Origin of the sequence: Methylobacterium sp. WL18 (assembly GCF_008040015.1) — a bacterium.
Lineage (GTDB): Bacteria > Pseudomonadota > Alphaproteobacteria > Rhizobiales > Beijerinckiaceae > Methylobacterium > Methylobacterium mesophilicum.
Window position 1 is genome coordinate 1 of record NZ_VRVD01000223.1, and the last position, 7229, is coordinate 7229.

At 70.2% G+C, this 7229-nt stretch carries 5 protein-coding genes; 3 read left to right on the top strand and 2 right to left on the bottom strand.

Going from position 1 to position 7229, the window contains the following annotated elements; translation table 11 throughout:
- Window positions 1–283 precede the first annotated feature (283 nt).
- Entirely contained in the window at window positions 284–2065 is a 1782-nt protein-coding gene (gene phaC / locus FV228_RS16150) for a class I poly(R)-hydroxyalkanoic acid synthase (protein ID WP_187277777.1), read from the top strand.
- A gap of 333 nt (window positions 2066–2398) precedes the next feature.
- Here the strand turns inward: phaC and FV228_RS16155 are convergent, their stop codons facing one another.
- Window positions 2399–3712 (bottom strand): porin, encoded by a 1314-nt coding sequence (locus FV228_RS16155; RefSeq protein WP_246693923.1) that lies wholly within the window; start codon window positions 3710–3712, stop codon window positions 2399–2401.
- Window positions 3713–4128: 416 nt separating this feature from the next.
- Here FV228_RS16155 and FV228_RS16160 point away from each other — a divergent pair, with 416 nt between their 5' ends.
- Both FV228_RS16160 and bioB read left to right on the top strand, forming a co-directional pair.
- Entirely contained in the window at window positions 4129–5013 is an 885-nt protein-coding gene (locus FV228_RS16160) for a fumarylacetoacetate hydrolase family protein (RefSeq protein WP_147855558.1), read from the top strand.
- 83 nt (window positions 5014–5096) lie between these two features.
- Window positions 5097–6098, top strand: coding sequence for a biotin synthase BioB (bioB, locus tag FV228_RS16165; protein WP_147855559.1), 1002 nt, complete (start codon window positions 5097–5099; stop codon window positions 6096–6098).
- 4 nt (window positions 6099–6102) lie between these two features.
- Here bioB and FV228_RS16170 read toward each other — a convergent pair.
- Window positions 6103–7229: HAMP domain-containing sensor histidine kinase (locus tag FV228_RS16170; RefSeq protein WP_147855560.1), on the bottom strand; the 1127-nt coding region annotated here is incomplete at its 5' end.

The following is a 7229-nucleotide window of genomic DNA, read 5'->3' on the forward strand; positions in this document are numbered from 1 at the left end:
CCGCCACGGCGAGGCCCCGCGCCGGGCCCGGGCCGCCGGACCGCCGACCGGTGGGGTTCAAAAAGGCGCGGTGCATGAGCACATGGGTCATGAGAAGATCGCGCGGATGTTTCGCGACACGCGCAAACGGGCTGGTGCAACCTCTCGCTCGCTCCTTAATTTGTCGGAAACGAGGCTCACCGTCAGTCGGGCCGAAACACCACACAGGGAGGCGCGCGTGACGAGCCCGCGGACGCAGGCGTCGGACCAGGCTGCCGCCCGGACCGGCATGGTCAACGGCGCCATGCCGGACGGCATCACGCCGCCGATGCCGGATATCGAGGCCCTGTCGCGCAATGCCGGCCAGTTCGTGGAGGCGCTGGGGCGCAGCGCCGCCCGCATGCTCTCGCCCGAGGCCCAGGCCGGCGCTCCCTCCGGGGAGATCAACGAGGCGGTCAGGACGCTGGGCCAGATCGCAGAGGCCTGGATGTCGGATCCGAACCGGAGCGCCGAGGCCCAGGCCAAGCTGTCCCAGGCGTTCCTGACGCTGTGGGGCACGACCTACCTGCGCCTCCAGGGCCAGCCGGCCGATCCGGTGGCGGTGCCCGAGCCCAAGGACGGCCGGTTCAGCGACGCCGAGTGGTCCACGAACCCGTATTTCGATTTCCTGAAGCAGGGCTACCTGATCGCCACCCGCTGGGCCGAGGGCCTGGTGGACGAGGCCGAGGGCATCGACGAGCGCACTCGCCACAAGGCGCAGTTCTACCTGCGCCAGCTCACCAGCATGCTGTCGCCGTCGAACTTCCTGCCGACCAATCCGGAGCTGATCCGCCACACCCTGCAGGAGAGCGGCGCCAACCTCGTGCGCGGCCTCAAGATGTACGAGGAGGATCTGGCGGCCGGCGGCGGCCAGCTGCGGGTCCGCCAGACCGATCCGAGCGGGTTCGAGGTCGGCCGCAACGTCGCGGTGACCCCGGGCGAGGTGGTGTTCCGCAACGACCTGATCGAGCTGATCCAGTACGCGCCCGCCACCGAGACGGTGCTCAAGCGCCCGTTCCTGATGGTGCCGCCCTGGATCAACAAGTTCTACATCCTCGACCTCAATCCCCAGAAGAGCTTCCTGAAGTGGATGGTCGACCAGGGCCTGACGGTGTTCTGCATCTCCTGGGTGAACCCGGATGCGCGCCACGCCGACAAGGACTTTGAGTCCTACATGCGCGAGGGCATCGAGGCGGCGATCGACGCGATCGGGGTCGCCACGGGCGAGAGCGAGGTCCACGCGGCCGGCTACTGCGTCGGCGGCACCCTGCTCTCGGTGACGCTCGCCATGCAGGCCGCCACGGGCAACCGCCGCATCAAGAGCGCGACCCTGCTGACCACGCAGGTGGACTTCACCCATGCGGGCGACCTCAAGGTGTTCGCCGACGAGGAGCAGATCCGCCAGGTCGAGGCCCGCATGGCCGAGCGGGGGTACCTGGAGGGCAGCCGCATGGCCAACGCGTTCAACATGCTGCGGCCGGACGACATGATCTGGTCCTACGTCGTCAACAACTACATCAAGGGCAAGCCGCCCTCGGCGTTCGACCTGCTGTATTGGAACTCCGACGCCACCCGGATGCCGGCGGCCAACCACTCGTTCTACCTGCGCAATTGCTATCTCGAGAACAGCCTGGCCCAGGGCAAGATGGTCCTCGGCAACGTCCGGCTGGACCTGAAGAAGGTGCAGGTGCCGATCTTCAACCTCGCCACCCGGGAGGACCACATCGCCCCGGCGATCTCGGTGTTCGAGGGTTCGAAGACCTTCGGCGGCAAGGTCGACTACGTGCTGGCGGGATCGGGCCACATCGCCGGAGTCGTCAACCCGCCCTACAAGCCGAAATACGGCTACTGGACCGGCGGGCCGGTGAAGGGCGAACTCAAGGACTGGATCGCGGCGGCGGTGGAGACCAAGGGATCGTGGTGGCCCTACTGGTTCCAGTGGATCGAGGCCCAGGCCCCCGAGCGGGTCCAGGCCCGCAAGCCCGGCGGCGACGCGCTGCCGTCGCTCGGCCCGGCTCCGGGCACGTATGTGCGGATGCGGGCCTGAGGGGGCTGGGCCGTGCTCGCAGCTTGCGGCTGACGGAGCGGGTTTCGAGCCGGTTACACTGCGGCCTACGGTTTTGCTCGAAGGTGCAAGCTGTGATCCCCTCGCCCCGCTTGCGGGGAGAGGGCCGCGACGACCTCGTCGTCGGCGCGGCGAGGCGGCAGCCGAGGGTGAGGGGGCGGTTTAGAACGCGCACCTCACTCAGAGGCGCCCCCTCACCAACGCTCCGGCTTCGCCTCCGCTTCCCGCACGGACGACGAGGTCCGTGCGGGCCTCTCCCCGCGTGCGGGGAGAAGGGAACCCGCGTTGCATCCTGAAATATCTGAACAGCCCCCCTCAATACTTCCGGATCAGCGGCGCCGGGGCGGCCGGCGGCGGGGCTCCGAACACGTAGCGGAAGCCCACCGAGACGATGTCGGCGCTCGAATCGACCACGCCCGCGAACGCGATGTTGCCGACGTTGTAGTCGCGCCCGACACCCGCGAGGATGCGCGACCGGTCGAGGAAGAAGTGCGAGTAGGCCAGGTTCAGGGTCAAGCGCTCGTTCCAGCGATAGCTGGCGCCCACCGAGGCGATGTAGCGGTCGCCGTCGGGCAGCCGCACCGAGCGGTTGCGAAAGTCGATCGGCGAGGATTCGTAGGCGAAGCCGGTCCGCACGGTCAGGTTCGGCGCGGCGTCGTACTCGCCACCGATCGAGTAGGTGTAGCCGTCCTTGTAGTTCAGCGGCAGGTTGCTGACCGGCAGGCCGAGGCGGTTCGAGACGATGCCGACCGTACCGAGCCGCGACCACTGATCCCACTCGAAGCCGAGATCGACCCGGGCGACCGGCGAGATCGCCTGGACCAGGCCGACGCTGAGCTTGTCCGGGGTGTTGAGCTTCGCGCGCACCTGTCCGGCCGTCGCCGCCAGCGCCACCAGCGGCACGCCGATCGAGCCGTCGATGTTGTGGTGCACGGACGAGCGGTAGCCGATGCCGATCACGGTGCCGTCGCGCGGCGTCAGGGTGGCGCCCGCCGTGAAGCCGACGCCCCAGGATTCACCCTTGAGGAACGCGCTCGGATATGCGGTCGGCGCGACGCCGGGGATGGGCAGGGCCTGCCGCAGGGTCAGCCGGAAATACTCGATGTTCGGTCCGGCCGCGAGCGACAGCCACTCGTTGACCTTGAACCCGATCACCGGATTGAACGCCAGCGAGAAGATCCGGGACGAGCGCCCGTAGACCTCGCCGGCCCAGACCTGCCGCGGCTTGGTCACGAGGCCGAAGGGCGCACCCGTCGAGAGGCCGAGCCAGAGGCGGTCGTTGATCTGGTAGGAGGTCGCCCCCGCGGGCACCACGGCGCCCTGTCCGATATCACCGGAATCGCCCAGGCGCGCGAAGCCCGGATTGGTCCCGGGTGCCGTCCGGATGTCTGAGGAGAGGCCGATATAGGTGAGGTTCTGCTCGGAGACGAAGCCCGGGTTCATCGTGATGACCGCGGGATTCCAGAACATCGACGAGACGCCGCCGGAGCCGGCGGCCGCGCCCGCGAAGGACAGCCCCTGAGCCTGGGTGCTCTGCTCGCGGATGCCGAAGGCCCCGGCCCGCGCCTCGCCGGCGCCGATCGCCGCCATCGAGGCCGCGAGCACCCATGCGCGCATTGTCCCGTTCATCTGCTCCCCCCGAACCGGATGGCTTGTTCGGGCGCCCTGATTCGACCTTGTCCCGGTCCGGCGCCGTTGTCGGTATGGTGCAGGTTTCCCCCGCTCGACCGCAACGGCGATCACGAGTCCGGCCGGCACCGGAAGCGCCGATGATCCACAGGATCACGACGACGGCTTATCTCTCGGCTAGGCAATCAAACCTGTTTTCCCCCCTCGGCGGACTGTCTTTCGCCGGCTGGATCCGGCGATGAATAATAAATCAGCTTGCGTCTGAATATGCACTTTTTTGCCACGATGTTGCCAAGTTGCGACACCGCGAAATCGCGAGCCGCCGCCACGGACGCGCTTGCACCGGCGGTGCTGCGCGGCCATGGTCCCGGCGCCCGGCGTAGACCGGTTCCAGGGAAGGATGAGGAGTCGCGGCGATGAAGCTCTTCCGGCACGGCCCGAGCGGCGATGAGAAGCCCGGCCTCGTGGATGCGCAGGGCGGCCTGCGCGATCTGTCCAGCATCGTGCGCGACATCGCCGGCCCGGCCTTGGCGCCGGAATCCCTGGAGCGGCTGCGGGCCCTCGATCCCGAGACCCTGCCGAAGCTGCCGGCGGACACGCGGTTGGGCCCCTGCGTCGGCGGCACCCGCAACGTCGTCGCCATCGGCCTCAACTTCGCCGACCACGCCGCCGAGACCGGCTCGCCGATCCCGTCGGAGCCGATCATCTTCAACAAGGCGCCGTCCAGCCTGTGCGGGCCGAACGACACGGTGATCATCCCCAAGGGCTCGGCCAAGACCGACTGGGAGGTGGAGCTCGCGGTGGTGATCGGCCGCCGGGCGAGCTACGTCCACGCCAACGAGGCCCTCAGCTACGTGGCGGGGGCCTGCATCTGCAACGACGTCTCGGAGCGCGAGTGGCAGCTTGAGCGCGGCCCGACCTGGACCAAGGGCAAGAGCGCGCCGACCTTCGGGCCGCTCGGCCCGTGGCTGGTGACGCTGGACGAGATCCCCGACCTGAAGAACCTCGCCATGAGCCTCGACGTCAACGGCGAGCGCCGCCAGACCGGTTCGACCGCGACCATGATCTTCGACGTGCCGCAGCTCGTCGCCTACGCGTCGCACTTCATGCTGCTGGAGCCCGGCGACGTGATCACCACCGGGACCCCGCCCGGCGTCGGCCTCGGCATGAAGCCGCCGCGCTACCTGAAGGCCGGCGACGAGATGGTCCTGCGCATCGAGCGCCTGGGCGAGCAGCGCCAGAAGGTCATCGCCTTCGACGACTGGACCGCCAAGGTCTCGGCCGGCGAGCCGACGCACTGAAGCGACGCCGCCGCCTCCGCACAGGAGGGCGGCGGCCCGCAGGGCGCTTGATTTTGGCCACCGATCCCCGTCAAGAAGACACCATGAGCCAAGCTGCCGACCCGCACGCCTCCGATTTCCGCCACGACTGGAGCGTCGCGGAGATCCGCGCGATCCACGACCTGCCGTTGCTCGACCTCGTGTATCGGGCCGCGGCCGTGCATCGGGCACACAACGACCCGAGCGACGTCCAGCGCGCGAGCCTGCTCTCGATCAAGACCGGCGCCTGCCCGGAGGATTGCGGCTACTGCTCGCAGTCGGCCCATCACAAGGGCACCGGCCTGCCGCGCCAGCGCCTGATGCCGGTGGACACGGTGCTGGCCGAGGCCGCGGCCGCCAAGGCCAACGGGGCGACCCGCTTCTGCATGGGCGCGGCCTGGCGCAGCCCGCGCGACGGCGCGGAATTCGACTCGGTTCTGGACATGGTGCGGGGTGTGCGCGGCCTCGGGATGGAGGCCTGCGTCACCCTCGGCATGCTGACCGCCAGCCAGGCCGAGCGCCTGGCCGAGGCGGGGCTCACCGCCTACAATCACAACCTCGATACCGGTCCGGACTACTACGACAAGATCGTGTCGACCCGGACCTACGGGGACCGCCTGGACACGCTGGAGCGGGTCCGCGAGGCCGGCATCGGCGTCTGCTGCGGCGGCATCATCGGCCTCGGCGAGGGCGTCGGCGACCGGGTCGCGATGCTGCACGTGCTGGCTAACCACGCGCCGCATCCGGAGAGCGTGCCGATCAACGCGCTGGCCGCCGTCCCCGGCACCCCGCTCGGCGACCGGGCCGCGCCCGTCGATCCGTTCGACATGGTGCGGATGTGCGCCACCGCCCGCATCGTGATGCCGAAGGCCCGGGTGCGCCTCAGCGCCGGACGCAAGGCGCTGAGCCGGGAGGCGCAGGCCCTTTGCTTCCTCGCGGGGGCCAACTCGATCTTCTACGGCGAGCGCCTGCTCACCACCGCCAACAACGAGGCGGATTCCGATGCCGCGCTGCTGGCCGATCTCGGCATCCGCGTCGCGGAGCCGATCCTGGCCGCCGCCGAGTAGCGCGTCAGCCCTCCGGCAGCACGATCCGGAAGCGGGCGCCGCCCTCCTCCGGGTCCAGGGTCAGGCTGCCGCCGTTGATGCCGATCAGCTCGGCGGCGATCGGCAGGCCGAGCCCGGTGCCGCCCGAGCGGGTCGAGCCCTGGAACGGCGAGAACAGGTTCTCCCGGGCCCGCGCCGGCAGGCCGGGGCCGTTGTCTTCCACCAGGATGGTCACCCGGCCCGGCGCGTCGCGGCAGGCGGTGACCCGCACCTCGGCCTCCGGCACCGCGGCCCCGTCCAGCGCCTGCACGGCGTTGCGGACCAGGTTGGCCAGGGCCCGGGCGAGCTGCTCCGGGTCGGCCTTCACGCGGCATTCGCCGGCGTCCACGATGACGCGCATGCTCCGTGCGGCGAGTGCGGCGAGGTCCGGCAATTCGGCGAAGAGCGGCGCCAACGGCGTCGAACTGAGCGTCGGCGCGCGCTCGGAGACGCGGCCGTAGGCCAGGCTCGCCTCGCAGAACCGGATGGCCCGGGCGATGGCCCCGACCAAGCGCGGCGCCACCCGCTGGACCATCGGGTCGGCGGTGTCCTCCAGCCGGTCGCCGAGGAGTTGGGCGCCGGTGAGCAGGTTGCGCAGTTCGTGGCTGACCTTGCTGACCGCCAGCCCCAGCTCGGCCAGCCGCCGCTTCTGGCGGAGCTGGTCGGCCAGGATGCGCTGCATCCGGCCGAGGGCGAGTTCGGCCTGGCCGATCTCGTCGCGGCGGCGGGACGGCGCGATGATCCGGCCGGCATCCTCCGGGTTCTCCGCGAAGGCCGTGATGTTGGTGGCGAGCCGCCGCACCGGGCGGACGATCAGCACCTGCAGCACCACGAAGACCAGCCCGGCCGCCGACGCCGCGATGATCAGCGACGAGACCAGCAGGCGCAGCGCGTAGTCGATCATCGCGGCGCGCAGCGGCGCCTCGTCGAGCAGGACCTCGACCCGGTCGAAGCCGATGCCCCCCTCCCCGATCACCCGGATCGGCTCGCGGACCGGCGCGACCAGGGTCCGCCACGCCCCCCGGATGGTCGACAGGGCCGTGACGTCGCGCAGGTCGACCGTGTCGGCCACCGTCTCGGGCACCGGCTCGATGGCGAGCAGCCGCTGGGCGC

Excerpts from the sequence above, each read along its gene's own strand:
- phaC (WP_187277777.1), top strand. The coding sequence starts at position 284 with ATGCCGGACGGCATCACGCCGCCGATGCCGGATATCGAGGCCCTGTCG.
- FV228_RS16155 (WP_246693923.1), bottom strand. The coding sequence starts at position 3,712 with ATGAACGGGACAATGCGCGCATGGGTGCTCGCGGCCTCGATGGCGGCG.
- FV228_RS16160 (WP_147855558.1), top strand. The coding sequence starts at position 4,129 with ATGAAGCTCTTCCGGCACGGCCCGAGCGGCGATGAGAAGCCCGGCCTC.
- bioB (WP_147855559.1), top strand. The coding sequence starts at position 5,097 with ATGAGCCAAGCTGCCGACCCGCACGCCTCCGATTTCCGCCACGACTGG.